We start from the raw sequence: 26,066 nt of genomic DNA on the forward strand, positions 1-26,066 counted from the left end.
TAAAAGATAGAACAGCTCCATCAATGCTAAAAGCAATAAAAAAATTAGTGAAAGTACTACCAAAAAAGGCATTAAAAACATTTACAACAGATAGAGGAAAAGAATTTGCATGTTATAAAGAAGTAGAAAAATTAAATATAAAAGTATATTTTGCAGATGCTTATGCAGCATGGCAAAGAGGTAGTAACGAAAATTCAAATGGGTTATTAAGAGAATATTATCCAAAGAAAACAGATTTAGGGAAAATATCTAATGATGATTTAATAGAAAAATTAATACTATTAAATAATAGACCAAGAAAATGTTTAAATTGGGATAATCCATTTAATTTATTTTTAAAAGAAGTGTCGCACTTGGATTGACAATTCATCATAAATTATAAAGTTATATTAATTTAATAAATGAAATCGCATTTTTGAGGTATTATTGATTATTTTTGATTATAAGCATATAATTTAGATAGGATTTATTTCTAGTAAGAAAGGTTGAATTTCAATGAAAGTTTTATTATTAAATGGTAGTAGACGCGAAAAAGGTTGTACATATACAGCTCTTAGTGAAATAGCACAAACTTTAGAAAAACAAGGTATTCAAGCAGAAATAATTCATGCAGTACCAGAAACAGAAATTATTAAAAGTGTTGCAGAAAAAGTAAAAACTGCAGATGGTTTAGTAGTAGGCTCTCCTGTATATTGGGCATCTCCATCTGGAGAAATCATTTCTTTTATGGATAGATTATCTAGTTTAGCAGGTAAAGATTTATTACACAAACCAGCAGCAGCTATCGCTTCCGCTAGACGTGCTGGTACAACTGCAACTTTAGATGTACTTGCTAAATATTTTACTTATCATCAAATGCCAGTAGTTTCTGCGAATTATTGGAATGTAGTACATGGCAATACACCAGATGAAGTGAAAAAAGATGCAGAAGGTATGCAAATTATGCGTGTTTTAGGTAATAATATGGCATGGCTTTTAAAATGCATTGAAGCAGGTAAAAATAATGGTATACAAATTCCAGAAACAGAAGCAAAAATAATGACAAATTTCATTCGTTAAAATAGAGTAAACAGAGTTATAACGATTTTTTATTTCGTTATAACTCTTTTTTTGTGGTAAAATATAAATATAGTAGCCGATAAAGAAGGTGTAAACATGGGGAAAAAATCATTATTGACTAAAGAGGATATTGATATATTAGAGTCTTGGGCTGATGGATACTTTTACAAGATTTTTTATTATTTAGAAGATTTTGTTAAAAAAGGTATAGAGCAAAAATTGTTTACTTTGGAAGAAGCAAAGGAAGATTTAAATATTGCTTTATGGTATGCATATGCAGGCAATAATATTGATATATATGAATATTATTACAAAGTGATAAATTGGATGCCTTATTCAGAAAAAAATGCTAAAGGCTCAGGCGCATGGTATTATCGTTATTCAGTGGCTTTGACTTATTGCAGTGATTTGGAAAAAGCATATAGCTATGCACAAAAAGGTGTACAAGAAGAAGCTGATTATCCATGGGGTTGGTTGAATTTAGCAAAATTACAATATCATTTTGGCGAAAAAGAAAAAGCAATGGTTTCCATAGAAAAGGGCTTATCTCTTGTGCCAGATGATTATGAATTTAAAGTTTTACAAGAGGAAATAAAAGCAAATTGTAGCTTAGAAGAAATGCTATGTCATTATATAAAACCAGAAGATGACGCATTTTTTAAAAATCGACAAATGTATAAACAGCATTTAAAAGAGAAAATGCAAGCTGTAGATGGAGTAATTTGTCATGAGGAGTCTTTGCAGAAGGTAAAAGAATTTTTAAAGGGCAATAAATGGCAAGAAAATAATCCTTATTGTACTTGTATGGTAAAGTTAGATGATATAACAGTAAAAATTGTTTTTACCATGAATAGAGCAATGTTGTCAAAGATAAATATGGATTGGTTAATTAAAGAGTATACCGACATAAAAGATAATTTATTGACTTATGATAAATATGATGTTGAATATAAATTACAGGAAATAGAGATAGATAGAGATTATCAAATAAAATTAACTTATTATAATAAAAAGAAAAAATTATCTTTAGTTTTGGCTAAAGATAGTAATAAAAAAGTTCAAGAAAATCATAATGAACATTTAAAAAATGACAAAGAAGTAGAAAATTTAGCTTTGACATTATATAAAAGAGATGAACAATTTTCTTATGTGGAATGTTGGTTTGAAGATGATAAAATCGTTAAACATTATGGTTTAGTTGGCGATAAGGGAGATATCAAAAAATATGAAAATTGTTCAATTGATGATTATAAATTATACTTAGATATTTTCGTAGGACGATATGAAAAATTAGGTTATATTTCATGGCGAGAATTCACGAAAAAGACTTTATTAATGAAAATCACTATAGAAGATAATGAACAAAATTTATGGAAAGAAGAAAATGAAGCGCCGATATATTTCCTTTATGAAATGGTACAAAAAGCTTTAGAAATTAATGTAGTGGGCTTTTTAAATGATTGGGGCTATAGAAGAAATGAAAAGAAAAATCTGTATGAAATCGACTTTTATTTTGATACAGTTGATAAAGATATAGCAGTGAATTTAGTAAAACATGTCATAGAAGTATTTTCAATGAATGCTAAATCAAAGGTAGAGGAAGTCATAGAATTAGCAGAAGTTAAAAATGGAGTTGTTTAATTTTTCGCTTATAATAGACGATGCCAAAAATATCTGCTAACGCCCAGCCGATAGGGATAGACCACCAAATACCGATTACTCCGATAGAAGGTATGCTAGCAAGGTAATAGGCAAGTCCTACACGTGTGCCTAATGAAATAATGGTTAAGATTACAGACATGCTAGGGAAGTTAATAGCACGATAAAATCCATATAATAAAAATAAAATGCCAATGCCAAAATAGAAGCTACCTTCTATGCGGAGATAATCCACACCGATATTGATAATTTCCGTTTCAGAACTATCAATGAAAATAGTCATTAGAGGGCGAGCAAAGATAAAGACGCCAACAGATATAATTAAACAAAATAGAAATGAGATTTTTATAGCAGATTTAATGCCTTGTTGAATTCTATCTGTTTTTTTAGCACCGTAGTTTTGCCCAATGAAAGTAGAAAAAGCATTGCCAAAATCTTGTGCAGGCATATAAGCTAGTGAGTCTATTTTTACAGCAACGGTAAAGGCTGCCATTACTGTTGCACCAAAGCTATTTACAAGATTTTGCACGAGTAAAATTCCAAAATTCATTACAGATTGTTGTGTAGATGTTAATAATGAAGAATTAGAAATATCTTTTATCATGGCTAAATCAAATTTGCAATGTTCTTTTTGCGGAATTAATTCAGGGCATTTTTTTATAGTGTAGATTGTTAGACCTAAGGCACAAAAACCTTGAGCTATTACTGTACCGAGTGCAGAGCCTGCCACACCCATTTGAAAATTAACAACTAAAATAATAGAAAGAATAATATTGAAAAGGGCAGAACTGGCTAAAAAGATAAGTGGTGTTTTTGAATTGCCAATAGCACGAAGTATACAAGTGAAATAATTATAAACAAAAGAAAAACTAAATCCGATGAAAATAATATAAAGATATGTATAAGTCAAATCGAAAATTTCGCTAGGAACTTGCATAAAATAAATGATTTCATCAATGTAGATAAAAATAAAAATATTTATTATTATTGTAAGTATTAATATTAAGATGAAAGAGATAAAAATACTAGATTTTAATTTAAAATAATCTTTTTCACCATAAAATATTGAAAATAAAGCTCCGCTACCCATACAAAGACCTAATAATACTGAGGTTAAAAAAATGATTAAGGCATAGCTTGCACCAACAGCAGCTAAGGCATCTGTGCCAATAAAATGACCAACAATTAAAGTATCGGAGATATTATATAACTGTTGCATAAGATTGCCTAAAATCATAGGCAGTGAAAATTTTAACATAGTCATCGAAACAGACCCTGTTGTTAAATCATATTTCATAATAAAAGCACCTCGCTTAGACTATAAAGAAAATATATTGCATAAGTTAGAAAATATTTATATAATAAATATAACTAATTAATTGATTAATTTATACTAATACTTAGAATAATGAAAAAATAATTCAAAAGAAAAGAGGAAAACTAATGGAGGCTTTAGTTACGATTATTAATAAATCAGGAGTTCATGCACGACCAGCAGCAATGCTTGCTCAAATGGGACGCAGATATACGTCTAAAATCACATATACAGCAAAAGGTATTACTGCTGATGGAAAAAATATCATTCCTATAATCAATTTAGGATTATCTTGTGGTACACAAGTGCTTATAACTGCTGAAGGTGATGATGAACAAGAAGCTATTAAAGCTTTGAGTGAACTTGTAAATAATCGTTTTGGTGAGCATCAATAATAATATTTATAACACAAATATATTAAGAAGTTAAGAGTTGTCTTCGCTCTGAAATTATGCTAATATATCTTATACAATTTAATGTTTTGTAAAAGACAATGAAAAAGAGAGTATAGATATAATTGAGTTGTGCAGAGAGAAAATTTATAGCTGAAAAATTTTCCAACCCAGTATCTAGAAAGTAGCTTTGGAGTCCTCATACCGAAATAATATTAAGTATGAGCGCAGATACAGCGTTATGTAATGAAGTTTTATCTGAATTTTATGTAGTTAATTTATAAATTTAGATAAGAAAAATTAGGTGGTACCGCGAAGATATCTCTTTCGTCCTTTTATGAGGAATGAAAGAGATTTTTTTGTGTAATTTTTGCCTGATTTAATTGAATAACTTTAGTTTTTGTGTGAAAAATAGGAGGTATTTTTTTGATGGAAGAAACAAATATTCCAAAGGTTTATGACCCGCAATCTTTTGAAAAAAAATGGTATCAATATTGGGAAGAAAATAAATTATTCCATGCAGAAGTAGATGAAACTAAAAAACCATTTAGCATTGTAATGCCACCACCAAATGTAACAGGTCAGCTTCATATGGGACATGCTATGGATAATACTTTGCAAGATATTTTAATTCGTTTTAGAAGAATGCAAGGATACAACACTTTATGGATGCCTGGTACTGACCATGCAGGTATAGCAACTCAAGCAAAAGTAGATGCACAACTTCGTGAACAAGGTGTATCTCGTTATGATATTGGTAGAGAAAAATTCTTAGAACATGCTTGGGCATGGAAAGAAAAATATGGTAATCGCATAAAATATCAAATTCGTACACTTGGTTCTTCTTGTGATTGGGATAGAGAACGTTTCACTATGGACGAAGGTTGCTCTCATGCCGTTCGTGAAGTATTTGTACAATTATATAAAAAAGGTTTAATTTATCAAGGTAAACGCATAACTAACTGGTGCCCACACTGCAATACAGCACTTAGCGATATTGAAGTAGAACATCAAAATGAACAAGGTCATTTATATCATTTAAAATATCAAGTTGAAGGCGAAGATAGATTTGTAGAAATCGCTACAACTCGTCCTGAAACTATGTTTGGTGATACTGGCGTAGCTGTTCACCCTGATGATGAACGCTATAGCGATTTAGTAGGTAAAACTTTGATTTTACCAATCGTTGGTCGTCGTATACCACTTTTTGCTGATAGTTATGTAGACCCACAATTTGGTACTGGTGCAGTAAAAGTAACACCAGCTCATGACCCTAATGACTTTGATATGGGTGCTCGCCATAATTTAGAACAGATTGTAGTAATTAACAATGATGGTACAATGGCAGAAAATACTGGTAAATATGCTGGTCTTGATCGTTATGAATGCCGTAAACAATTAATCGAAGATTTAAAACAACAAGGCTATTTAATCAGCATTGAAGAACATGAACATGCAGTAGGTCATTGCTCTCGTTGTTCTACAACTGTAGAACCACTTGTATCTAAACAGTGGTTTGTAAAAATGGAATCTTTAGCAAAACCTGCAGCTGAAGCTGTAAAATCTGGCAAAATTAAATTTGTTCCAGAAAGATTTTCTAAAATCTATTGCAATTGGTTAGATAATATACGCGATTGGTGTATTTCTCGTCAGCTCTGGTGGGGTCATCGTATTCCAGCATGGTATTGTGATGATTGCGGTGCAACTATCGTAGAAAATGAAGATGTAACAGTTTGTCCTCATTGTGGTAGCAAACATATTCATCAAGATGAAGATGTACTTGATACATGGTTTAGCTCTGGTCTTTGGCCATTTGAAACTATGGGTTGGCCAGAACAAACAGCAGAATTAAAACAATTCTATCCAACAAGTGTACTTGTTACAGGATATGACATTATCTTCTTCTGGGTAGCTCGTATGGTAATGATGGGCTTAGAGTTCGGTAAAGATATTCCATTTAAACATGTATTTATTCATGGTCTTGTACGTGATAGTCAAGGTCGTAAAATGAGTAAATCCTTAGGTAATGGTATTGATCCTGTTGAAGTAATTGAAAAATATGGTGCAGATACACTTCGCTTTATGCTCATCACAGGTAATACACCTGGTAATGATATGCGTTTTTATTGGGAACGTGTAGAATCTGCTCGTAATTTCGCTAATAAATTATGGAATGCTTCTCGTTTCATGCTCATGAATCTTGAAGGTTTTGATAAAACTTTTGTTCCAGAAGCTAGCGACTATACTTTAGCTGATAAATGGATTTTAAGCCGTTATGCTAAAACTGCTATCAGCATTACTGAAAACCTAGAAAAATTTGAATTAGGTGAAGCAGGTCGTTCTTTATATGACTTCATTTGGAATGAATTCTGTGATTGGTATATTGAACTTAGCAAAGCTCGTCTTTACGATAAAGAAAATGTTCGTCCACGTAAAGTAGCTCAATATGTTTTAGGTTATGTACTTGAACATACACTTCGCTTATTACATCCATTTATGCCATTTATTACAGAAGAAATTTGGCAACACATTCCACATGAAGGTAAGAGCATCATGGTGGCTGATTGGCCAACAGGTGAAGAAACAAAACTTGATGATGCAAGCGAAGTAGAAATGACTACTATCATGGAAACAATCAAAGCTATCCGTAATATGAGAGCTGAAGTAAATGCAGCACCAAGCAAAAAAACAGAAGTAATTCTTCATTTAAGTGATGAAAGCTTAACAGATGTATTTGCTAAAAACAGTGGATATTTAGAAACATTAGCTTCTGCTAAAAATGTAACTATTTTAGCAAAAGATGATGCAAAACCAGAAAATGCAATGACAGCAGTAGTAAATGGTGTAGAAATTTATTTACCTTTAGCAGGTTTAATTGATGTAGAAAAAGAAACTGCTCGTTTAAATAAAGAATTAGCTACATTAGATAAAGAAGTATCACGTCTTGATAAAAAACTTTCTAACGCAGGCTTTATTGCCAAAGCACCTGCTGATATTGTAGAGAAAGAAAAAGAAAAATTAAAAGGTTATGAAGAAAAACGTGAAGCAGTAAAACAACGTTTGGCATATTTAGCAACTCTTTAATTTTAGATTTTTTTATGAAAGGCGTAATAAAATGAATTATCTAGAATCGCTAGAATATCTAGATGAGCTTAGTACCTTTGGTACTAAGCTTGGTCTAGGTCGCATTAAACAATTGGTAACTTATTTAGACAATCCACAAACAAGATATAAAACTATACACATAACAGGAACTAATGGAAAAGGTTCAACAAGTTCTATGTTATCTAGTATTTTAACAACATCTAATATTAAAACAGGTCTGTATATTTCACCTCATTTAGTATCATATACAGAACGTATTCAAATTGATGGTAAGCCAATAAGTGAAGAAGATTTTGCTGATTGTATTAGTGCTGTTAAAGTCTTTGTAGATAAAATGGTTGAAGATGGTGAAGAGTCACCAACTCAATTCGAAGTTATTACAGCAGCGGCATTTTTGTATTTTGCGATTAATAAAGTAGAATATGCTGTCATTGAAGTTGGATTAGGTGGATTATTAGATTCAACTAATGTAGTAAAACCAGAAATTAGTGTTATCACAAATGTAGCATTTGAACATGCTCATTTATGTGGAGGAACATTAGAAGGTATAGCAAAGCATAAAGCTGGTATCATAAAAGATGGTGTACCTGTGGTTACAGCAGCAAAAGATATACCATTAGATATAATCAATCAAACAGCTGAAGAAAAAAATGCTGATATTTTCATAGCAAATAATGATTTTTCAGCTATGTTTGTGAATTTTGATGGACAGTATCAAGAATTGAAATTTAGCTCTGAATTATTAGGAGTTAATTTTAATTATAAATTAAAATTACTAGGCGATCATCAGATAGAAAATAGCTCTTTAGCTATTATGACAGCTAGCATCTTAGGCAATAATGATGAGCGTATTACTAGAGAAAATATTATTGCTGGTTTGTCGTTAGCAAAATGGCCAGCACGTTTTGAAGTATTTAATTTTGATGGACAGATTTGCATAGTAGATGGCGCTCATAATCCAGCAGGTATGATGATACTTCGTCAAAATTTAGATAAATATTATCCAAATGAAAAAAGAGTTATTCTTTTAGGTATATTAAAAGATAAAGACATAGATACTATGCTTATTGATTTATTGCGTGATGATGATGAAATCGTTATAACTACTCCAAATTCAGAAAGAAAAGCTTCTCCTGAATATATTGCAAGTAAGATATCAAATCATCGTGTAGAGACTTTTAATAATATGCAAGAAGCTTTAACTTTAGCTCGTCAGTGGGCAGGTAAAGATAAAGTTTTATGTATAACAGGTTCTTTATATTTGACAGGTGAACTGAGAAATATTTTAGTCAATGAAGCATGATTTTAGTAAAGGTATTTTTAGCTTTTAGAGTAGTAGGTGTATAGGTGGATATATTTAAAAAAAATAGATTGAATAATGATTGTAAACGATTGATGTTTTACATTGTTATAGCTATGGCAACAATGTTACCTTTTTCCTATGTTGTATCAAGTCTATTGTTAGTAGCTGGCTGGGGTGTTTTTGCCTATAAATCATTTAAGGGATTTTTTGAATGGAAACGTACAATACTTGATTTTCCTATTATGATTTTTGTGATTATATCTTTTTTATCCGTTTTAGTATCACCAGATTCAGCATTTAGTTTTTACAATTGCTATAATTTAGTTGGTCGATATGTACTTACATATTACTTAGTTGTGCAAAGTATAGATTTAAAAAATATAGGACAATTAAAAGTATTTTTAAGCTGTATAAGTTTATCTTTATTTATTGTTGTAATATATGGTTTTATGCAAGCATTTTTAGGTATAGGACTAACTTCTGAGCAAATAGTATGGACTGATGGAGCAATGTTTCCTGGATTAAAAACGAGAGTATTTTCCACATGGCAAAATCCTAATTTATTAGGTGGCTACTTTGATTTGATGTTAGGCTTGATGGCTGGAATGTTTTTATTGATAAAACATAAAATTGTTCGCATTGTAATCGCAGTTTTATTTTGTTTAACAGCCTTTTGTTTGACCTTGACATATGCTAGAGGGGCTTGTCTAAGTATTGCCTTAGTAATCTTTGTCTACAGTATTTTATATAATCGAAAAGTATTATTAGCATTGATAGGATTAGCTGTCATCTTATTGCTTTCAGATGCAACTTTAGTGGATAGAATGACATCTATTTTTACGAAAATGGATACATCTTCAGAAATGCGTCTTGCTTTTTGGGAAAGTACTATAGCAATGATTTTAGACCACCCATTATTGGGCATAGGTTGGGGTTCATATTTTATGGTTTATCCTAATTATGATTATTATATGCAGGGGAATTTTATAAAAATTGTACATGCACATAATATGTATTTGAATTTTATGGCTGAAATTGGTTTATTTGGTTTTGCAAGTTATATGGTTTGTTTCTTTGGTGTAATTTACAAAGCCTTTAAAGCACAGGTTATGAAATTAGATATATTGGTTAAAGCTATGTTTTTAGGCATAGGCTTAGGTTTATCTGCATTGGCATTAAATGGTTTTACAGATTATGTAATGTTTAATACAGAATTATCTATGCTTGTATGGCTATTTTCAGGAATTGTAGTTTCTGGATATAAAAATTAAATTAATAATATTATTTAAACTCAAGCCTTAAAGGAGTGAATGCAGTGAAAGAACAAACTATTTCTAAAGCAACTATTGATAGATTACCACTATATTATAGAACTTTGAGATTGGCTCAAGATGATGGCATGGATATCATCTCATCAGATGAATTAGGTCGTCGATTAGAATTAACACCGGAGCAAATTAGAAAAGATTTAGCTTTATTTGGTCAGTTTGGTAAAAAGGGAGTTGGCTATTATGTCAATGAACTTAAATTTAATGTAGGCAAGATTTTAGGGCTTGATAATCATTGGAATATTGCAATCGTAGGGATTGGTCACTTAGGTGTGGCTTTGGCTAATTATCAAAATTTTATTGCTTTAGGTTTTAATCTAGTAGCATTATTTGATAATGACCCCAATATTATTGGAAAGACAGTAAATCATGTAAAAGTAAAAAGCATTGATGAATTGCAAAGTTGCGCTAAAAATCTGAAGATAGATATTGGGGTTATTGCAGTACCTGCTCAATTTGCACAACAGGTCGCTGATAAATTAGTTAAAGCAAATATAAAAGGAATATGGAACTTTGCTCCTGTAAAAATGAGAGTCCCTGAAGATGTGAAAATTGTTAATGAAGATTTATCTGTGGGACTTAGTAGATTGTCGTATTATATTACAGGAAAATAGCTTTCTTTTCCTATAGTAAAACTTGACGCTTTTCCCTAGTAGTGGTATGCTTTTGTTAGTGATATGCGTTATTATTTATTAAAAGATGGAGTGTTGATTTTTTATAATTTTTATTTATTTTTTATTGAAAAATTATAAATAAAAAAATTTATTTCATAAATGATACAATAATCTTTGATTATCGTATTAGACAATGATATAATGGAACACGACATAATAATGCAACAATATATTTTGGTAAGGAGGAGAATTTTTAATGATTGACATTTTAGATCGTGTGCGTAATAAATCCTTGCATGCGAAAATTGTCAGTGCACAGGAAGCTGCTGAGTTAATTAAACCAGGCATGAATGTGGGAACTAGTGGATTTACACCATCTGGTTATCCTAAAGCTGTGTCTTTGGCTCTTGCTGAACGCATGAAAGAACACCCATTTAAAATTAATTTATATACAGGTGCTTCTGTAGGACCAGAACTTGATGGTGCACTTTGTGAAGTTAAGGGTATTGACAAACGTATGCCATACCAAACTAACAAATTATTAAGAAATTTAATAAACTCTGGTGAAGTTTCTTATAGTGATTTACATCTTAGTGAATCAGCTCAATTATTACGTTATGGTTTCTATGGCAAATTAGATGTTGCTATCGTAGAAGCTTGTGCTATTACTGAAGAAGGTAATATTATCCCAACAACATCTATGGGTAATACTGCTTCTTATGTTCAACAAGCAGATATGGTTATAGTTGAAGTAAATACTAGTCAGCCATTAGAACTTGAAGGTATGCATGACGTTTATGTACCACTTGATCCACCACATCGTCTTCCAATTCCTATTGTTAAGGCTAACGACCGTATTGGTACACCTTACATACCTTGCACTCCAGATAAAATTAAATGCATTGTTCCTTGTGATATTACAGATAAAACTCGTCCATTTGGCGAAATTAGTGAAGCAGATCACAAAATGTCTGAATATATCATTGAACTTCTTCAAAATGAAGTTAAAAAAGGTCATATGCCTAAAAATCTCTTACCTTTACAATCTGGTGTAGGTAATGTAGCAAATGCAGTAATCAGCGGTTTTGTTGATTCTGATTTGAAAGACTTGTCTGTATATACAGAAGTTATCCAAGATGGTATGTTTGACTTAATCGATGCTGGTAAATTAAACTTCGCATCTGGTACAGCATTATCTCCATCCCCAGACGGATTAAAACGTTTCTATGAAAATATCAAAGAATATAGAAAACATCTTTTACTTCGTCCACAGGAAATCTCCAATAGCCCAGAAGTTGTAAGAAGAATTGGTGTTATTGCTATGAATACAGCTATTGAATGCGATATTTATGGTAATGTAAACTCCACTCATATCATGGGTACAAAAATGATGAATGGTATTGGTGGTTCTGGTGACTTCGCTAGAAACGCTTACCTTACTTGCTTCTTTACAGCATCTACTGCTAAAAACGGTCTTATCTCTTCTATCGTTCCTATGTGCTCTCATGTTGACCATACAGAACATGATGTAGATATCATCGTTACAGAACAAGGCTTAGCTGACTTAAGAGGTCTTGCTCCACGCGAAAGAGCTCGTGAAGTTATTAACAAATGTGCTCATCCAGATTATAAACCTATGTTAATGGATTATTTGGAAAGAGCAGAAGCTGCAACAAAACATGCACAAACTCCACATATTATTAAAGAAGCTTTGTCCTGGCATGAAAAATTCATGGAAACAGGTTCAATGAAATAATAACCTTTTTAGGAGGAATTTTTAATTATGAGCAATGAAAATGAAAAAATCCAAGCTGAATTAGCTGAGTATAATGCTGATGTTGAAAAAGCAATAGCAAAATTCCCAGAACGTCCACATCTTCCAGAACAACGTTTATATACTCCACTTGATATTGAAGGAACTGATTATGCTGATGAAATCAGCTTCCCAGGTGTATATCCTTACACTCGTGGTGTTCAACCTACTATGTATCGTGGTCGTTTCTGGACAATGCGTATGTATGCTGGTTTCTCCACTGCTGAAGAATCCAACAAACGTTATCGTTATTTAATCGAATCCGGTGCTACTGGACTTTCTTGTGCATTTGACCTTCCAACTCAGATCGGTTATGACTCCACTGATGACATCTCTGAAGGTGAAGTTGGTAAAGTTGGTGTTGCTATTGACTCCTTAGCAGATATGGAAATTCTTTTCGATCAAATCGATCTTGGTAAAGTTTCCACTTCTATGACAATCAACGCTCCAGCATCTGTACTTTTAGCTATGTACATTGCAGTTGCTGAAAAACAAGGTGTACCTGCAGATCAATTAAAAGGTACAATCCAGAACGATATTCTTAAAGAATATGCTGCTCGTGGAACATATATCTTCCCACCACGTCCATCTATGCGTCTTATCACTAATATCTTTGAATATTGCTCTAAATATGTACCAAAATGGAATACAATCTCCATTTCTGGTTACCATATTCGTGAAGCTGGTTCTACTGCTGCTCAGGAAATCGCATTTACTATTGCTGATGGTATTGCTTATGTTGAAGCAGCAATCAAAGCTGGTCTTGACGTTGATGCTTTCGCTGGTCGTCTTTCCTTCTTCTGGAATGCTCATAACAACGTACTTGAAGAAGTTGCTAAATTCCGTGCTTCCCGTCGTATCTGGGCTAAAGTTATGAAAGAAAGATTCCATGCTAAAAAAGACAAATCCATGAAACTTCGTTTCCATACTCAGACTGCTGGTTCTATGCTTACAGCTCAACAGCCTAACAACAACATCATTCGTGTTGCTTTACAGACTGCAGCTGCTGTTATGGGTGGTACTCAGTCCCTTCATACTAACTCCCGTGATGAAGCTCTTGCTCTTCCAACTCAGGAATCTGTTACAATTGCTCTTCGTACACAACAAATCGTTGCTTACGAAAGTGGTTTAGCTGATGTTATTGATCCACTTGCTGGTTCTTACTATGTTGAAGCTATGACTAACAGAATCGAAAAAGAAGCTTGGGATTACATCAAAAAAATCGACGAAATTGGCGGTGCTGTATCTGCAATTGAAAAAGGTTATATCCAGAAAGAAATTCAGGATAGTGCTTACAAATGGCAGATGGATGTTGAATCCGGTGCTAGAACAATTGTCGGCGTAAACAAATTCCAGATGGAAGAAAAACCAGTTGAAGGTCTTCTTAAAGTTGATGCTTCCGTTGGTGAAAAACAAAAAGCTAAAGTTGAAGCTATGAAAGCTAAACGTGACAACGCTGCTGTAGAAGCTGCTCTTGCTGACTTAGAAGCTGCTTGTAAAGATGAAAACGAAAATCTTATGCCTCATATCCTCGCTGCCGTTAAAACATATGCAACTCTCGGAGAAATCTGTGGCGTAATGCGTAAAGTATTCGGCGAATATGAAGCACATGTAAATCTTTAATAAGTGAAGATATTTGGAGGTAAATATAATGATTAGAGTATTAGTAGCAAAACCAGGTTTAGATGGTCATGACCGCGGAGCAAAAGTTGTAGCACGTGCTCTTCGCGATGCAGGCTTTGAAGTAATTTATACAGGTCTTCGTCAGACTCCTGAACAGATTGCAGAAGCAGCTTTACAGGAAGACGTTGATGTTGTTGCTATGAGTATCCTTTCTGGTGCTCATCCACATCTTTTCCCTAAAGTTGTAAATCTCGTTAGAGAAAAAGGAATGAAAGATGTATTAATCATCGGTGGTGGCGTTATTCCAGAAGGCGATATCCCAGCTCTTAAAGAAGCAGGTATTGCAGAAGTATTTACTCCTGGTACACCAACAACAGACGTTATTGACTTTATTAAAGCTAACGTAAAAAAAGATTAATTTAAACATTTGATTTTGTTAAATTAAATAATATGAAGAAAATCATCTTGTCTTTCTTAGTCTCTATAAGGAGACAAGATGATTTTTAGTATAATTGTGTGGCTTCTGTGCTAGTAAGGGACAGGAGCTGACATCAAAGGTGGTGCTTATATGGATATAGCTCAAGAATTGTTAAACGGAAATCGTTTAGCTCTCACTCGTGCGATTACAGCAATTGAAAATGAAACAGATGCTGCAGTAGAAATCATGAAAAAACTGTATCCACATACTGGGCATGCCTTTGTCCTTGGTATTACTGGCCCACCAGGTGCAGGTAAATCCACTCTTACCGATAGACTCGCAAGAGCTTATCGTAATCAGGGAAAAACAGTTGGTATTATAGCTATTGACCCAACTAGTCCATTCACAGGCGGAGCTATCTTAGGTGACCGTATAAGAATGAACAGCTTAACCCTCGATGAAGGTGTCTTTATCCGTAGTATGGGGACAAGAGGTAGCTTAGGCGGCTTATCTCATAAAACAGCTGATGCAATAAAAGCTATGGATGCTTTTGGCAAAGATGTAATTATTGTAGAAACTGTAGGGGTAGGACAATCTGAGGTTGATATCGTTAAAGCGGCTGATACTACTATGGTTGTAATGGTACCAGGCCTTGGTGATGATATCCAAGCTATAAAAGCAGGAATATTGGAAATTGGTGATATCTTCACTATCAATAAAGCAGATCTTGATGGTGCAGATAAATTATATACAGAGCTTAATATGATGCTAGACCTTGATGGAGAAACACCAGATTGGCGTCCTCCAGTTAAAAAAGTCATGGCTAGTAGAGGCGAAGGTATTAATGAATTAGTAGATACAATTACTGAACATCAAAATTATTTAGTAGAAAGTGGAACATTAGCTATTAGACGTCATAAACGTGCTAAAAATGAGTTATTGGACCGCTTGAGTGCATCTATTGGTTCTTATATAACAAAACATATTGTAGAAACTGGCGAATTAGATGCTTATGTAAAAGATATTGAAACTCGTCAGAATGACCCATATACAGTAGTTAATACTATTATGGACAATATGTTAAAAAAATAATTTAGATATAATATTTATATCAGGAGGGTTTTATCAATGAAAATCAACAGAGTTGACCATATCGGTATTGCTGTACCAAATCTTCAAGAAGCAAAAAAATTCTATGAAGAAGTTTTAGGTATTAAAATCACTAAAGAAGATGAAGTTATCGAAGATCAGAAAGTAAAAGTAAGCTTCGTTCCATGCGGTGAAGTTGAACTCGAACTTTTAGAATCCACAACTGAAGATGGCCCAATTGCAAAATATCTTGCAAAAAATGGTGGCCGTTCTGGTATTCAGCACGTTGCATTAAATGTTGATAACATTGAAGAAGCTATCGCTGAAATGAAAGAAAAAGGCGTTCGTATGATTGATGAACAACCTCGTTACGGCGCTGGCAATTCCAGCATTGCATTCGTTCATCCAAAAGCTAGCGGTATCTTAGTTGAACTTGCTCAGCGTTTAGATGAAACAAAATAATCTATATTAAATTTTTTAATAGATATAGATTTTATTAAGGAGGTATAACTTTGGCTACAGTTCAAGAACGAATTGACCTCATGAATGCCAAAAAGGAACATATTTTACAAGCAGGCGGTCCTAAACGTGTTGCAAAACAACATGCTAAAGGTAAAATGACTGCTCGTGAACGTATTGAAAAACTTTTTGATGAAGGTACATTTGTAGAATTAGATCAGTTTGTAAAACATCGTTGCACTAACTTTGGTCAGGAAAAGAAAGATTTACCTGCTGAAGGTGTAATTACAGGTTATGGTACAGTTGATGGACGTTTAGTATATGCTTACGCTCAAGACTTCACTGTTGAAGGTGGTTCTCTTGGTGAAATGCATGCTAAAAAAATCTGGAAAGTACAAGAAATGTCCTTGAAAATGGGTGCTCCATGCGTTGGTATCAATGACTCTGGTGGGGCTCGTATTCAAGAAGCTGTTGACGCTCTTTCTGGTTACGGCGGAATTTTCCAGAGAAATACAGACGCTTCCGGTGTTGTTCCACAGATTTCTGTAATCATGGGACCATGCGCAGGTGGTGCAGTATATTCTCCAGCTCTTACTGACTTTATCTACATGGTAAAAAATACTAGCCAGATGTTTATCACTGGTCCTGCTGTTATCAAATCTGTTACTGCTGAAGAAGTAACAGCTGAACAGCTCGGTGGTGCTATGACTCATAACACTACTTCTGGTGTTGCTCATTTTGCTGCTGAAAATGAAGATGATTGTATCGAACAAATTCGTTACTTATTAAGCTTCTTACCAAGCAACAATATGGATGATGCTCCAGAAAGACCTACAAATGATGATCCATCCCGTATGGATGAAGAATTAAACACTGTAATTCCAGATAACGCTAACATGCCTTATGACATGAAAGATGTTATTCGTTCCTTAGTAGATGATGGTGAATTCTATGAAGTTCATCAGCATTATGCTACAAATATCATTACATGTTTTGCTCATTTTGATGGACGTTCCGTTGGTATCATTGCAAACCAACCAGCTGTAATGGCAGGTTGCCTTGATATTAATGCTTCTGATAAATCAGCACGTTTCATTCGTTTCTGTGACGCATTTAATATTCCTATCGTTAACCTCGTTGACGTTCCTGGCTTCTTACCAGGTACAGATCAGGAATATGGCGGTATCATTCGTCATGGTGCAAAAATGCTTTATGCTTATTGCGAAGCAACAGTACCAAAAATTACACTTATCACTCGTAAAGCATATGGTGGTTCTTACCTTGCTATGTGCTCTCGTGAACTCGGTGCTGACCAAGTTATGGCTTGGCCTACAGCAGAAATTGCTGTTATGGGTCCTGCTGGTGCAGCAAACATCATCTTCAGAAAAGACCCTGATGTTGCAGCAAAAACAGCTGAATATGTAGCTGAATTCGCTACACCATACAAAGCTGCTGAACGTGGTTACATTGATATGGTAATTGAACCTAAAGAATCCCGCCCTCGTATTATCACTGCATTGAACATGCTTGCAAGCAAACGTGAAGCACGTCCTGCGAAAAAACATGGTAATGTTCCATTATAATAAGAGGAGAGAGTTTTAAGATGGCAAATAATAATGCTCCTATCAGTGAAGAAATAGTAGCTGCTATTACTGCTGCTGTAGAAATGATGGTTGGTCATAAAGTTATGGCTGTTCGTATTAAACGTAGCGATGCATGGGTTATGGCTGGCAGACGCGATGCTGTTTAATAAATCATCAATCAAATAAAAAAGATAATTCTTGGAGGAATACGTCGTGAAAAAATTTAACATCACTGTAAATGGTAACGCTTATGAAGTTGAAATTGAAGAAGTAAAAGCTGCTGCTCCAGTTGCTGCTGCTGCACCAAAAGCTGCTCCAGCTGCTGCACCTGCACCAAAAGCTGCTCCAGCTGCTGCTGCTGCACCTGCTGCTGGTGACAACACTGTTACTGCTCCAATGCCTGGTAAAATTGTAAAATTAGTAGCTTCCGTAGGTCAAGCTGTTAATGCTGGCGATGTTCTTTTAATTCTTGAAGCTATGAAAATGCAGAACGAAATCACAGCTCCAGCTGCTGGTACAGTTAAATCTTTCGCAGTTAACGCTGGCGATAGCGTAAAACCTGGTCAGACTATGGTTGTTATCGGTTAATATTAATCGATAAATTACAAAGAAAGGGCCCATTAGTTAAGCTAATGGGTTCTTTTTGTATTTGTATATAATCTTTATATTTATAAATGGAGAGATTATTATGGATATTGATAAAGTTTATAATCTGTTTTTTAGTCCAACAGATACAACAAAATTCGTATTGCAATTTTTGAGTGAGCAAATAAGCCCTAATTATAAAAATATAAATTTAACATCAAGAAATACAAATCTAGATGATATATCTTTAGCTGAAAATGATTTAGTATTTTTAGGTGTTCCTTCATATGCAGGTAGAGTGCCTATTACTTTTAAAGAACGTTTTAGCAAAATTAAAGGTAATAACGCATTAGCTATAATAGTTGTAACCTATGGAAATAGAGCACAAGAAGATACTTTAATAGAATTATTTGATATGGCTAAAGAACAAGGTTTTAGAATTTTAGCAGGTTCAGCAGTTGTAACAGAGCATTCAATAATTCGTGACTTTGGCAAGGGTAGACCAGATAGAAAAGATAAAGCTGAATTGATAAGTTTTATGCAAAAGGTAAAAAATAAACTTCAAGAAGATGTTTTATTAGTAGATGAAATACTAGGAAATAGACCTTATAAAGAAGTAAAATTAGCACCAATGGCGCCAGATTTTGTAAAAGAAAATTGTGTAGCCTGTGGTAAATGTGCAAGTGAATGTCCTACAGGTGCTATTGATAGTAAGACTTATAAATGTAATAGTGAAAAATGTATTTCTTGCTTACGTTGTGTAAAAGTTTGTCCGATAAATTGTCGTTTTGTGGATAATAGAGTATTGGAAAATTTACGTGTTCATTTGACTCCATTGTGTAGTGAACGTAAAGACAATCAATTTTATTTATAAAAAAAATACTCTAGAGCAATATAAGCTCTAGAGTATTTTTACATTAAAATTGATTAGTGTCAGTGAATACATCGTCCCAGAATGTATAAAGAAAAACTACAACGATTAGAAATAATAAAAATAAATCACCCATAATAAAATCTCCAATATAAAATATATTAAATTTTAATTATTATATTTGAGGATAAAGTAGCGTAAAGGCTTATAAATATTATATAAAATGGCAGCTTTTATCGGTAATAGAAGAACTGATTTTACGATACGCATGATATAAAAAGAAGTAGCAGCATCTTTATACATTAAAGTAAGCCAGATATTGTTGAGAATACAATCAACAAATAAGAAAATAGTTAAATTCATAAGCAATAATTTTTTTAAAGTAATAGTTTTTTTATAAAGAAATTTGCCATAAATAAAACTAGAGGCAATAGCACTTATAGTAAATCCAGGAAAATATAAACCTGGCATAAAAAGATTGCTACCGATAATATCTGCAAGAGCTGACATAATAATAGTTTTTGTCGTGCCAAAACGCATGGCATATAAACAAATCGGAATAAAAGCAAAATCTACGCGAATGAAAGTGGTTTGAATGGCAAAAACATAAGTAAATAAAATTGTTAAAGCCATGAAAATACCACCATAAACGATAGATGATAATGATGAGTTGTTGTACATGAGATTAAACCTCCTTGATATTGCGTTGCCACATAGGAGGAATATTCCTTCATGTAGCAGCGGGATGCGATATTTGTACCGCAAGAAAAACTTTTCGTTCAAATAGCAACTCCCCGTCTATTTGACACTTAACGCACAAATATCTACTCTGCTGAATAGCACTATCAATTATAAAACTATAAAGAAGGCTTGTCTATATAAAAATTTCTAATGAGTATAAGTAGATAAAGATGGTAGTATTTTTAGCTAGATAATAGATACTACGAATAAAATGTGATATTATGTAAACGATATAATATAATTTTTTGGAGCAAAGGAATAGTGATTCATAATGAAAAAATTTATCGTATTTTTGCTTTTAGGCGTGATGTTTGTATTTAATACAGTAGCATATGCACAAGCTGAAAATACAGCGCAAGATAAGATTGGTGGAGCTGATAAGGCAACGGATATACAGGTAAATAATAATGTAAATACTGTAAAACGTTGGATTTTGATAAATATACCAGCACGTTCATTGCGTTTATATGATAATGATAAATGTATAGAGATGTATCCTGTTGGCGTAGGTAAAATAGAAACTAAAACTCCAGTTGGTTTTTATAAAGTTGTAGAAAAAATTGTAAATCCTACTTGGACAGACCCTGCTGATGTAAGCGTAGTTATTCCTTCCGGTGAAGATAATCCACTTGGTTATCGTTGGATTGGCATTGGTGGCAATTATGGTATACATGGAACAAACAGACCAGATTCTGTAGGTCATTATGTTTCTAATGGTTGTGTACGTATGGTTGAAGCCGATGTAGAAAAAGTATTTGATAAAGTTGAAGTTGGTACAGAAGTTCAAATTATGTACAACCGTTTAGTTATTGATAAAACTTTTGATGGTAGAGTAGCTTATTATATTTATCCAGATGGATATGATATGCAAAATTTAACAGTAGATTTTGTAAAACAAGGTCTAAAAGGTTATGGTATAGCTGATTTTATAACTGATGAAGCTGTGGCTAAATCTATAGAATTATCCAATGGTCAACCAAATTATGTAGCAGCACCTGTAAATATTATGTTTAATGGTAAAAAACTTAATTATAAAGCAGTTAATTATAAAAATTTAATTTATGTACCAGTAAAAGCTTTGGCTACTACATTAAATACGCCAATAACTATGGATAATAATTTAGTAAAAACACAAAAAGGTGAAGCTGATATCAGTCTTTATAGTAATGTAGCTTATATGCGTTTGACAGATATAGCAAATATTTTTGATTATGATTATAGCTTAAATAAAAATGTTACAGAAATAACTTTAAATAAAATTACTGCTGATAAAAATGTAGTAGATATCCCTGCTAATACTACAAATAAAGAAATTGTTGTTCCTAAAAAACAAACAGATGAAAAAATTAATTTAATGGAAAACGATAATAAAAATCTTGAACAAGATAATAATACACAATCCGATAAAAAAGCTGTAACAGATAAGAAAAACAAACAGGAAAAAGCAAATACAGATGTTAAAAAATAATGGAGGTCATTGTGGAACGAAGAGAAGATAATAAGAAAAGATTTATTATTATAGATGGTAGTAGTTTAATGTATAGAGCGTTTTTTGCTTTGCCATTACTTACTTCTTCAAGTGGCATATATACAAATGCTATTATGGGTTTTTCTAATATGTTGGGAAAAATCCTAACAGAATATAAGCCAGATAATATAGTTGTGGCTTTTGATAAAAGTCGTCAAACTTTTCGTACACAAATGTATGCAGAGTATAAGGGACAAAGAGAAAAAACTCCAGATGAATTAAAATCACAGATACCGTTACTACGTGAATTTTTGGAAGCTCTGGGTATTGCTTTTATTGAAAAAGATAATTATGAAGCAGATGATATCATCGGTACTTTGGCAACAAAAGCAGCTAGTCAAGATTATGAAGCCTTGATTGTAACAGGTGATAAAGATGCTTTGCAATTAATTCGTCCTAATTTAAAAGTTATGCTCACTAAACGCGGTATCATGGATATGCAGATTTTTGATGAAGAAGCATTTAAAGAAAAATATGCAGGTCTTGAACCGATAAAATTAATTGATATAAAAGCGTTGATGGGTGATAGCTCAGATAATATTCCAGGTGTGCCAGGAATTGGCGAGAAAACAGCTTTGAAATTATTATCACAATATCAAGATTTAGAAAATCTCTTGAATAATATAGATAATGTTTCAGGTAAAAAATTAAAAGAAAAATTACAGGAAAATCAAGAATTAGCTAGATTATCTTATAAATTGGCTACTATATGCTGTGAAGTAGATATGGATTTTAAACCACAAGAGTTTGAATTGGCTCCTAATTTGCAAAAACTAAATGATTTTTGTCAAAAATATGAGTTGAAAACAGTTTTGACTCGTATGAAAAAGGTCTTAGCTGATAAATTAGAAGTTGTAAGTCAAAATGATGATACTGAATTGGCTTTGAATTTTGAAGCTACTATGCCAGTTTATGAGGAATTTACGCAAGATAAAATTGATGCTTTAATATCAAAGATAAAAGCTGAAAAATCTGTTTCCTTTATGGTTTTATTTGAAGGAAAAGTGCCGGATATATCCATTGATATGATGGCTATTTGTTGTAAAGATAGTCTCGGTATCATAAGAGCAAAAGAAGATATAGATAAACTCAGTGAAGTATTGCAAGATAAAACAATCACTAAATTTGTTTATGATGTAAAAATGTTTTATCATTTGAATTTAGATTTAAAAGGTAAGATTTATGATACTTTGCTTATGGCATATCTTTTAGAACCTGCTAAACGAAGCTATGAAATGAATGTATTGTGGCAAATGGCAGATATTGAAGAAGAAATTCCATGGGAAAATCTCAATGAAGAAGAAAAATTAATTTGCGGTGCAAGACATTTAGCTGATTTGAGTAATGTTTTGGCGGATAAATTAGCTGATGAAAAAATGGTAAATCTTTATGAACAGATAGAATTACCACTTGCTAAAATGCTTTGTGATATGGAAACTGTAGGTATTTATATTAATGAGCAAAAACTCAATGATATGAATGAACAGATGTATAAACAAATCACAGCTTTAGAGCAAGATATTTATGAATTGGCTGGAGAAATATTTAATATTAATTCACCAAAACAATTAGGCGATATTTTATTCAATAAATTGGGCTTGCCAGCTTTGAAAAAGACAAAGACAGGATATTCTACAAATGCGGAAGTACTAGAAAATTTAATATATGCTCACCCTATTATCGCTAAGATTTTAGATTATCGTATGTTAAATAAATTAAAAACTACGTATTTAGATGGCTTGAAAGCATTAATCAATCCACAGACTAAGAGAATTCATACAAGTTTCAATCAGACTGTAACAGAAACAGGAAGACTCAGCAGTTCTGAGCCGAATTTGCAAAATATTCCTGTACGCACAGCGGAAGGTAAAAAAATTCGCAGTCTATTTGAGCCTGGCGAAGGTTATGATTATATCTTATCTGCTGACTATTCTCAGATTGAGCTTAGAATAATGGCTCATATGTCAGAGGATAAACATTTTATAGATGCTTTTTGTCATAATCAAGATATTCATACAGCGACAGCAGCTCAAGTATTTAAAGTGCCTATAGATGAAGTTACTTCAGAACTTAGAGGTAAGGCAAAGGCTGTAAATTTCGGTATTATCTATGGTATAAGTGCTTTTGGTTTGGCAAAAAATCTGCATATTTCGCCAAAAGAAGCTGGGGAATATATAGATAATTATTTACAAGAATGTAGTGGCGTGAAGAATTTCATGCATGAAATTGTAGAAAAAGCACATCAAGATGGTTTTGTTACGACTTTATTTGGTCGTCGCCGTTATTTGCCAGCGATTAAGAGCAGTAATTTTAATCAGCGTGCATTAGCAGAACGCATGGCTATGAATACACCAATCCAAGGAACAGCAGCTGACATCATAAAAATTGCGATGAACAGAGCTAGTGAAGCGATAAAAGAAGCTAATTTGAAAAGTAGAATTTTATTGCAAGTACACGATGAATTAGTGTTAGAAGTTGTAAAAGAAGAAATAGAAAAAGTATCAGAAATTTTGACAACAGCTATGCAAAATACAGCTAGTTTAAAAGTGCCACTTATCATTGATATTAATTATGGTAAAAACTGGGCAGAAGCAAAATAAAAAGTAAATTAATTATAAAAAGGTGGTGGTTTTGTGCCTGAAATGCCAGAAGTAGAAAATATTGTCGTAGGAATTAAAGATTTTATCGAAAATAAAAAAATCGTAGATGTAGAAATCATAAAAGGTGATGTAATAAAATCTCCTAGTAGTGATGAATATAAAAAGCTTTTGCAAGATAGAATTATCAAATCTTTAAAACGCAGAGGAAAATATATCATCATGTCCTTAGATGATGGCAGATTAAATATCATTCATTTGCGAATGACAGGAAAGCTATTATATAAACAGGAAAATGAGGATATAGATAAATATAGTTGTGTAATATATCATTTAGAAGATAAAACTAAATTGATATATGCAGATATTCGCAGATTAGGAACTTTGGATTTAATAACTACAGATGAAATCTCTCGCTTAAAAGGGCTATATACTTTAGGTGCAGAACCATTATCTTCAAATTTTACTATAGAGTATTTAAAAGATTGTCTAGATAAGAGTAAAACAAAAATAAAGCCATTTTTATTAAATCAAAAAAATGTGGCAGGTTTGGGCAATATATATGTAGATGAAGCATTAGCCATCAGTAAAATTCATCCAGAACGCAAAGCAAATTCTTTAAGTGATGAAGAAATAGAAAGACTTCATCAAGCTATTAACTTGGTTATAAATGAAGGTATAAGAGATGGCGGTACAAGTTTTCGCGATTATCGCAATGGTTTAGGTGAAAAAGGAAGTCATCAAGATAAATTATATGTATATAATCGCAAAGGCAAAGAATGTAGATTTTGCCATAATTTAATAACTAAAATCGTATTAAATGGTAGAGGTACTTATTTTTGCCCTAATTGTCAAAAATTAAATGATGATAAATAAATTTAAAGCTAGAAAGGAGGATTTTTATGAAGATTATAGGTCTTACTGGTGGTATAGCTTGTGGAAAAAGTACGGTTAGTGCTTATTTAAAACAAAAAGGAGCTTTTATCATTGATGGTGATGCTATAGCTCGACAACTATCTGAGCCTAAAAAATCAATTTGGCAAGCGTATGTAAATCATTTTGGTGATAAAGTTTTAAATGCAGATAATAGTTTAAATCGTAGACTCATTGGGCAGATTGTATTCACTGATGAAAAAGAAAAAACATGGATGAATACAACAATGCACCCGTTGATTAGAGATGAAATTGTAAAACAAATAGATGAGTGTAGACAAAATGGTATAGAAGTAGTAATCTTAGATATACCTCTTTTATATGAAGCTAATTGGGATAAATTTGCAGATGAAGTTTGGGTTGTAAAAATCAGCAGACAGTTGCAAATAGAGCGCATTCAAAATCGTGATGGCTTAACTAAAGAAGAAGCAATAAGCAGAATAGATGCACAGATGTCTTTAGAAGAAAAAGCAAAACGTGCAGATGTGGTAATTGATAGTAGTAATGCTCCAGAAGTTACGTTACAATTAGTAGAAAAAATATGGAATGAGAGATTATTATAAAGGGTTGATAATTCATGTCTAGTTTGATTATTGTGAACCGCACACTTGTGATTTTAATCATGAGTTAGGCGAACAAAATAGTCAGCGTATATAGAAATATGTATGTAGAGATAGACAAAGAGCTATCCAATACTGTCTGAATTGCTGGAAACTCCTAAAGATATTTGAACTACAACGTAAACATGAAATAAGGTTAAGCGTGAATGTGGCGAAAGCAGAAAAAATCAGATATATAGCATAAGGTTAAATCCTAAGTGCTGAAAAATGGATAATCAGCAGCGAAGCTCCAAATAGGAGAACGTTCAACGACTATTCCTCTTGAGGGAAGTACTCAGTAAGCGATTGACTGAGGAAGTGGACAGACTCTAACAGGTAAAGCTGAGGGATAAGATATAGTCTGTGCCGTTATGAAAGTAACGGAAGTTCATAAGAGAACTGTATAGAAAGTAGCGTTTCTATATGAACGAGACCTCATAATACGACTAAAG

Annotated in this window: 23 protein-coding genes, 1 riboswitch and 1 other annotated feature; of the genes, 21 read left to right on the forward strand and 2 right to left on the reverse strand. The window is 32.8% G+C overall.

Annotated features, from left to right (window positions below; all coding sequences use genetic code 11):
* The 3 genes from F553_RS0108885 to F553_RS0108895 form a co-directional block, all read left to right on the forward strand.
* Nucleotides 1–362: IS30 family transposase (locus F553_RS0108885; protein ID WP_018998639.1), on the forward strand; the 362-nt coding region annotated here is incomplete at its 5' end.
* Nucleotides 363–495: 133 nt separating this feature from the next.
* Nucleotides 496–1,059: a flavodoxin family protein gene (locus F553_RS0108890; RefSeq protein ID WP_018999823.1), complete on the forward strand. Its 564-nt coding sequence runs from the start codon at nucleotides 496–498 to the stop codon at nucleotides 1,057–1,059.
* 96 nt (nucleotides 1,060–1,155) lie between these two features.
* Complete coding sequence (locus F553_RS0108895; protein WP_018999824.1) at nucleotides 1,156–2,700, forward strand: tetratricopeptide repeat protein; 1,545 nt, start codon at nucleotides 1,156–1,158, stop codon at nucleotides 2,698–2,700.
* Here the strand turns inward: F553_RS0108895 and F553_RS0108900 are convergent.
* A complete protein-coding gene (locus tag F553_RS0108900; protein WP_018999825.1) occupies nucleotides 2,681–4,015 on the reverse strand; it encodes an MATE family efflux transporter in 1,335 nt (444 codons plus the stop codon). The genes F553_RS0108895 and F553_RS0108900 overlap by 20 nt on opposite strands.
* Before the next feature lie 146 nt (nucleotides 4,016–4,161).
* Between F553_RS0108900 and F553_RS0108905 the strand changes: the two genes are divergently transcribed.
* From F553_RS0108905 to F553_RS0108970, 14 genes are all read left to right on the forward strand, one after another.
* Complete coding sequence (locus F553_RS0108905; RefSeq protein ID WP_008539944.1) at nucleotides 4,162–4,428, forward strand: HPr family phosphocarrier protein; 267 nt, start codon at nucleotides 4,162–4,164, stop codon at nucleotides 4,426–4,428.
* Between the two features lie 89 nt (nucleotides 4,429–4,517).
* Nucleotides 4,518–4,763: a binding site (T-box leader), on the forward strand.
* Between the two features lie 91 nt (nucleotides 4,764–4,854).
* Nucleotides 4,855–7,509 (forward strand): valine--tRNA ligase, encoded by a 2,655-nt coding sequence (locus F553_RS0108910; protein ID WP_018999826.1) that lies wholly within the window; start codon nucleotides 4,855–4,857, stop codon nucleotides 7,507–7,509.
* Between the two features lie 31 nt (nucleotides 7,510–7,540).
* A complete protein-coding gene (locus F553_RS0108915; RefSeq protein ID WP_018999827.1) occupies nucleotides 7,541–8,833 on the forward strand; it encodes a bifunctional folylpolyglutamate synthase/dihydrofolate synthase in 1,293 nt (430 codons plus the stop codon).
* Between the two features lie 44 nt (nucleotides 8,834–8,877).
* Nucleotides 8,878–10,104 carry an O-antigen ligase family protein gene (locus tag F553_RS0108920; protein ID WP_008539947.1) on the forward strand — a complete coding sequence of 409 codons (1,227 nt, stop codon included), beginning with the start codon at nucleotides 8,878–8,880 and terminating at the stop codon, nucleotides 10,102–10,104.
* Nucleotides 10,105–10,148: 44 nt separating this feature from the next.
* Nucleotides 10,149–10,775 carry a redox-sensing transcriptional repressor Rex gene (locus tag F553_RS0108925; RefSeq protein ID WP_008539948.1) on the forward strand — a complete coding sequence of 209 codons (627 nt, stop codon included), beginning with the start codon at nucleotides 10,149–10,151 and terminating at the stop codon, nucleotides 10,773–10,775.
* Nucleotides 10,776–11,031: 256 nt separating this feature from the next.
* Nucleotides 11,032–12,531 (forward strand): succinyl-CoA:acetate CoA-transferase ScpC, encoded by a 1,500-nt coding sequence (locus tag F553_RS0108930; RefSeq protein WP_018999828.1) that lies wholly within the window; start codon nucleotides 11,032–11,034, stop codon nucleotides 12,529–12,531.
* 27 nt (nucleotides 12,532–12,558) lie between these two features.
* Complete coding sequence (locus F553_RS0108935) at nucleotides 12,559–14,211, forward strand: acyl-CoA mutase large subunit family protein (RefSeq protein ID WP_018999829.1); 1,653 nt, start codon at nucleotides 12,559–12,561, stop codon at nucleotides 14,209–14,211.
* Nucleotides 14,212–14,239: 28 nt separating this feature from the next.
* A complete protein-coding gene (locus tag F553_RS0108940) occupies nucleotides 14,240–14,629 on the forward strand; it encodes a cobalamin B12-binding domain-containing protein (RefSeq protein ID WP_018999830.1) in 390 nt (129 codons plus the stop codon).
* 150 nt (nucleotides 14,630–14,779) lie between these two features.
* Nucleotides 14,780–15,721 (forward strand): methylmalonyl Co-A mutase-associated GTPase MeaB, encoded by a 942-nt coding sequence (gene meaB, locus F553_RS0108945; protein ID WP_008539954.1) that lies wholly within the window; start codon nucleotides 14,780–14,782, stop codon nucleotides 15,719–15,721.
* A gap of 36 nt (nucleotides 15,722–15,757) precedes the next feature.
* Nucleotides 15,758–16,180: a methylmalonyl-CoA epimerase gene (mce, locus tag F553_RS0108950; protein ID WP_018999831.1), complete on the forward strand. Its 423-nt coding sequence runs from the start codon at nucleotides 15,758–15,760 to the stop codon at nucleotides 16,178–16,180.
* 50 nt (nucleotides 16,181–16,230) lie between these two features.
* Nucleotides 16,231–17,760, forward strand: coding sequence for a methylmalonyl-CoA decarboxylase subunit alpha (gene mmdA / locus F553_RS0108955; protein WP_008539956.1), 1,530 nt, complete (start codon nucleotides 16,231–16,233; stop codon nucleotides 17,758–17,760).
* Between the two features lie 20 nt (nucleotides 17,761–17,780).
* Nucleotides 17,781–17,927 carry a hypothetical protein gene (locus F553_RS12595; protein WP_008539962.1) on the forward strand — a complete coding sequence of 49 codons (147 nt, stop codon included), beginning with the start codon at nucleotides 17,781–17,783 and terminating at the stop codon, nucleotides 17,925–17,927.
* Nucleotides 17,928–17,973: 46 nt separating this feature from the next.
* Nucleotides 17,974–18,348 (forward strand): biotin/lipoyl-containing protein, encoded by a 375-nt coding sequence (locus tag F553_RS0108965; RefSeq protein WP_018999832.1) that lies wholly within the window; start codon nucleotides 17,974–17,976, stop codon nucleotides 18,346–18,348.
* A gap of 100 nt (nucleotides 18,349–18,448) precedes the next feature.
* A complete protein-coding gene (locus F553_RS0108970; protein ID WP_018999833.1) occupies nucleotides 18,449–19,219 on the forward strand; it encodes a 4Fe-4S binding protein in 771 nt (256 codons plus the stop codon).
* 165 nt (nucleotides 19,220–19,384) lie between these two features.
* Here F553_RS0108970 and F553_RS0108980 read toward each other — a convergent pair whose 3' ends face one another.
* The gene (locus tag F553_RS0108980; protein WP_008539967.1) at nucleotides 19,385–19,897 is read right to left on the reverse strand and encodes a folate family ECF transporter S component; all 513 of its coding nucleotides are present in this window, start codon (nucleotides 19,895–19,897) and stop codon (nucleotides 19,385–19,387) included.
* A 55-nt stretch (nucleotides 19,898–19,952) separates the two neighbouring features.
* Nucleotides 19,953–20,050, reverse strand: a riboswitch (THF riboswitch).
* Nucleotides 20,051–20,228: 178 nt separating this feature from the next.
* Here F553_RS0108980 and F553_RS0108985 point away from each other — a divergent pair.
* From F553_RS0108985 to coaE, 4 genes are read left to right on the forward strand one after another with little or no spacing between them, the layout of a single operon-like run.
* Nucleotides 20,229–21,425 carry a L,D-transpeptidase gene (locus tag F553_RS0108985; protein WP_018999834.1) on the forward strand — a complete coding sequence of 399 codons (1,197 nt, stop codon included), beginning with the start codon at nucleotides 20,229–20,231 and terminating at the stop codon, nucleotides 21,423–21,425.
* A gap of 11 nt (nucleotides 21,426–21,436) precedes the next feature.
* Nucleotides 21,437–24,085 (forward strand): DNA polymerase I, encoded by a 2,649-nt coding sequence (gene polA / locus F553_RS0108990; protein ID WP_018999835.1) that lies wholly within the window; start codon nucleotides 21,437–21,439, stop codon nucleotides 24,083–24,085.
* A gap of 42 nt (nucleotides 24,086–24,127) precedes the next feature.
* Nucleotides 24,128–24,958 (forward strand): DNA-formamidopyrimidine glycosylase, encoded by an 831-nt coding sequence (gene mutM / locus F553_RS0108995; protein WP_244263953.1) that lies wholly within the window; start codon nucleotides 24,128–24,130, stop codon nucleotides 24,956–24,958.
* A gap of 26 nt (nucleotides 24,959–24,984) precedes the next feature.
* On the forward strand, nucleotides 24,985–25,578 hold the full coding sequence (gene coaE, locus F553_RS0109000) for a dephospho-CoA kinase (protein ID WP_008539973.1): 594 nt from the start codon (nucleotides 24,985–24,987) through the stop codon (nucleotides 25,576–25,578).
* Nucleotides 25,579–26,066: the final 488 nt, after the last annotated feature.

This window comes from Megamonas rupellensis DSM 19944 (assembly GCF_000378365.1).
In the GTDB taxonomy this organism is placed as follows: Bacteria; Bacillota; Negativicutes; order Selenomonadales; family Selenomonadaceae; genus Megamonas; species Megamonas funiformis.

Excerpts from the sequence above, each read along its gene's own strand:
- F553_RS0108910 (WP_018999826.1), top strand. The coding sequence starts at position 4,855 with ATGGAAGAAACAAATATTCCAAAGGTTTATGACCCGCAATCTTTTGAA.
- F553_RS0108935 (WP_018999829.1), top strand. The coding sequence starts at position 12,559 with ATGAGCAATGAAAATGAAAAAATCCAAGCTGAATTAGCTGAGTATAAT.
- F553_RS0108985 (WP_018999834.1), top strand. The coding sequence starts at position 20,229 with ATGAAAAAATTTATCGTATTTTTGCTTTTAGGCGTGATGTTTGTATTT.
- F553_RS0108895 (WP_018999824.1), top strand. The coding sequence starts at position 1,156 with ATGGGGAAAAAATCATTATTGACTAAAGAGGATATTGATATATTAGAG.
- F553_RS0108890 (WP_018999823.1), top strand. The coding sequence starts at position 496 with ATGAAAGTTTTATTATTAAATGGTAGTAGACGCGAAAAAGGTTGTACA.
- coaE (WP_008539973.1), top strand. The coding sequence starts at position 24,985 with ATGAAGATTATAGGTCTTACTGGTGGTATAGCTTGTGGAAAAAGTACG.
- mutM (WP_244263953.1), top strand. The coding sequence starts at position 24,128 with ATGCCAGAAGTAGAAAATATTGTCGTAGGAATTAAAGATTTTATCGAA.
- F553_RS0108930 (WP_018999828.1), top strand. The coding sequence starts at position 11,032 with ATGATTGACATTTTAGATCGTGTGCGTAATAAATCCTTGCATGCGAAA.
- F553_RS0108980 (WP_008539967.1), bottom strand. The coding sequence starts at position 19,897 with ATGTACAACAACTCATCATTATCATCTATCGTTTATGGTGGTATTTTC.
- F553_RS0108940 (WP_018999830.1), top strand. The coding sequence starts at position 14,240 with ATGATTAGAGTATTAGTAGCAAAACCAGGTTTAGATGGTCATGACCGC.
- mce (WP_018999831.1), top strand. The coding sequence starts at position 15,758 with ATGAAAATCAACAGAGTTGACCATATCGGTATTGCTGTACCAAATCTT.
- meaB (WP_008539954.1), top strand. The coding sequence starts at position 14,780 with ATGGATATAGCTCAAGAATTGTTAAACGGAAATCGTTTAGCTCTCACT.
- F553_RS0108915 (WP_018999827.1), top strand. The coding sequence starts at position 7,541 with ATGAATTATCTAGAATCGCTAGAATATCTAGATGAGCTTAGTACCTTT.
- F553_RS0108970 (WP_018999833.1), top strand. The coding sequence starts at position 18,449 with ATGGATATTGATAAAGTTTATAATCTGTTTTTTAGTCCAACAGATACA.
- F553_RS12595 (WP_008539962.1), top strand. The coding sequence starts at position 17,781 with ATGGCAAATAATAATGCTCCTATCAGTGAAGAAATAGTAGCTGCTATT.
- F553_RS0108905 (WP_008539944.1), top strand. The coding sequence starts at position 4,162 with ATGGAGGCTTTAGTTACGATTATTAATAAATCAGGAGTTCATGCACGA.
- F553_RS0108900 (WP_018999825.1), bottom strand. The coding sequence starts at position 4,015 with ATGAAATATGATTTAACAACAGGGTCTGTTTCGATGACTATGTTAAAA.